The following is a 2,330-nucleotide window of genomic DNA, read 5'->3' on the forward strand; positions in this document are numbered from 1 at the left end:
TGGGTGCGGCTCCTCCTGAGTGACTGAAGCGATCAAGCCGTGAGGGCGTATCCGTCCTGGTAGCCGGTCTGATGGACGCGCTCGTGTTGTCGGGCGAGATGGAAAGTCCAGTACTCCTCCAGATGACCGTTGGTGACCAGCGCGCGGAGCTTCAGCACCGCCTCGGCTCCGGCCAGGCCCCACCGCGCCCCGGCCAGGTCGAACCTGTCGGCGATCAGATGACGGCACGCGCCCTCGACCACTCCGGTCGCGATCGGCCATCCCGCCTCAAGCGCCTGGTCATACTGCAGATGCCTGGCGTTGTTGGACAGATAGCGGATGCACGCGTCGATGCCGTCACGGTGCTGCGCGCCGGCTGTGGCGGCCTGCGTGGTCAATGTGGTGATGACCTGGCCGGTGTGCCCGGCCAGCAGGGCCAGGGCGTGGGCGGCGACCCAGTCCTCCGCGGCCGGTGCCGCGGGCGGGTGCAAACTCCACGCGGCAGCCCATAACTTCTCCAGCACGTGCACGAAATCGATCACGATGTGGACGCGGATGCGGCGCCGGGCGGCTTCGGCGGTGATCAGGTCGAGCTGGTGGCGGGCCCCGTCGACGAGCACGACCCAGGGACGGACATGGACAGGGTCACGGGCCTCGGCATGGTCGAACACCTTGGCGATCACAGGGCCGGGGCCGGTGACGACCGAGCCGCACAGCCACTTGCGCGTCGCGTTCGGCCGGGCCCGTGGCAGGCGCCGGCCGGATCGCCCGCCCGGGACGGCGATCACATCGTGCGGCCGCCGCGGTGCCGGTTCGGCGTCGTAGACCACCCCTAGCGTCGCCATCCGTTTGCGCGCCGGTTTCTCCCCGGCCGCCAGCCGCGTCCGGAAGGTGGCCTTGGCGCGGGCGGCGGCCTTGGCGGTCGCGGGCCGCAGCGCTTCGGGGCGCATCGCGATGCCCTTGCCGTCCACGCTGATCGCCAGCACCGTGGACGCCGTGCACGGCAGCATGGTCCGCGCGGCGTAGAAGTCGTCGACATCGGCCGCGGCCTGGGCGACCAGCTGCTCGATCTGCCGTTTGCCGATCACCTGACCGCACCGTGTGGTGATCGCCGCCAGGGCGGCGTCGAACGAACCGCGCACCGTCTCGATGACCGCGAGCTTGGCCAGCCCGGCCGAGTGCCGCACCGTCGGCAGCGACAACGCCACGTCCATCGGATACACGTTGCCCACCCCCGGGGCCCGCCACGCGCACCGGGTGACCGTCACCGTCCCGGTCACCGTGGCCAGCAGGCGGTGGTGCCCGAACTCCGCCCGCCGCCGGATCACCCCGTCCGCGCCGATCACCCACGCGGCGGCACCGTCCTGGTGGCGGGCGTGGCATACCTGCTCCAGCTCACGCAGCGCGCGCAGGTCAAGGTGGGCCTGCAGCAGCAGGCGCTGCAGTTCCCGACCCTGCTCGGTGATGGTCTCCTCCAGCCGGTCATGGGGAAGCGTCCCGGTTTGCGCGTCGGTGAGGTGTCCGATGAGCCAGTTGAAGGTGTTCCTCGCCTTCGCAAAGACGTCAGCGGTGGTCTCGGTGTCGTACGGTGCCTGCATAGGGCTCTTCCTTCGTCGGGGTCGATTGGGTGGCACCTTCGAACCTGACGGCGGGAGAGCCCCGCCGCAATCACCCGCCCGGTGACGACGCGATTGCGTCTCGTGACGCCACGCCATCCTGCCCGGCCATCTCGCGGGCCACCGGATCGGTCACCGTGAACAGTCCCGGCCCTTCTTCCTTCGCCCAGCCGCGTTCTGCCAGCCGCTTCAGCTTGGAGCGCAGCCCTTCCCGCTTGGCGGCCTCATCCGGCAGTCCCATCGCCACCGCGATCTGCCCGGCCCGTATCGCCCGTCCGGCATCGGCCATGATCTCCACCGCGTCCCGGTACGCGCGCGGTAGCACCGCCGTGTTCATGCCGGGTTGCCAGTGCGGCACCGTCACCACACCCAGCACCGGCGGCTGTGCCGGCGGCGCGGTGTCGGCCGCGGCGGCGGCCCCGGCCTGTTCATCGGGCTCATCGAGCAGCTGGGCCGCTTCGCCCAGGATCTCCTCCACGGTCTCCCGTGTGATCGTCAGCCGTGACAAGCGGTCCTGCTCGTCCTGCATCTGTGAGGTGAGCGCGGCGATCTGCTCGCCAATCTCCTCGATCCGCCGGCGGGCAGCGGCTTCGCGCCGTGCCAGTTCCTCGAGCAACGAGCTCATCGTCACCACCGTCTCACGGGTCTGCACTCACAGTAAAAGGCGGTTCCCGAATCAAACAGTCATGTCTACAAAAGCCCAGCTCAGGCACTCACTGAGGGAGAGCCGCACCC

General features: G+C 70.0%; 2 protein-coding genes. Both read right to left on the reverse strand.

Annotation, left to right across the window (positions count from 1 at the left end; all coding sequences use genetic code 11):
- Positions 1 to 32 precede the first annotated feature (32 nt).
- Entirely contained in the window at positions 33 to 1,577 is a 1,545-nt protein-coding gene (locus Acor_RS41910) for an ISKra4 family transposase (RefSeq protein WP_155342315.1), read from the reverse strand.
- A 70-nt stretch (positions 1,578 to 1,647) separates the two neighbouring features.
- Positions 1,648 to 2,220, reverse strand: coding sequence for a hypothetical protein (locus Acor_RS41915; RefSeq protein ID WP_155342316.1), 573 nt, complete (start codon positions 2,218 to 2,220; stop codon positions 1,648 to 1,650).
- Positions 2,221 to 2,330: the final 110 nt, after the last annotated feature.

It is taken from the genome of Acrocarpospora corrugata, assembly GCF_009687845.1.
GTDB classification, from domain to species: Bacteria; Actinomycetota; Actinomycetes; order Streptosporangiales; family Streptosporangiaceae; genus Acrocarpospora; species Acrocarpospora corrugata.